Annotated in this window: 1 pseudogene; it reads right to left on the bottom strand. The window is 42.1% G+C overall.

Going from position 1 to position 214, the window contains the following annotated elements:
* Window positions 1–141, bottom strand: a pseudogene (locus DCC82_RS18495) (ISL3 family transposase); the annotation flags it as partial.
* Between the last annotated feature and the right edge of the window lie 73 nt (window positions 142–214).

The following is a 214-nucleotide window of genomic DNA, read 5'->3' as shown; positions in this document are numbered from 1 at the left end:
CAGGACATTTTGGCTCAACAAGTTGATGGCGGAGTCACATTGGCGATCGGCATGCATTCCCATGACCGATCCGGCTTTGGCATCCATCAATACGGTTTCATACTGATGTCCCTTTTTTACAGCGATTTCATCTAAGCTAAGCTGTAAACTAGCACATTATTTCAGAATCCCTTTTTCAAATTATTTCAGGCGGATTCGGAAATAATGTGCAAAA

Source organism: Geobacillus sp. LYN3 (assembly GCF_003064505.1).
Taxonomy (GTDB): domain Bacteria; phylum Bacillota; class Bacilli; order Bacillales; family Anoxybacillaceae; genus Parageobacillus_B; species Parageobacillus_B toebii.
Note: the sequence above shows the minus strand (reverse complement) of the source record. Positions and strands in the feature narration are given on the sequence as shown.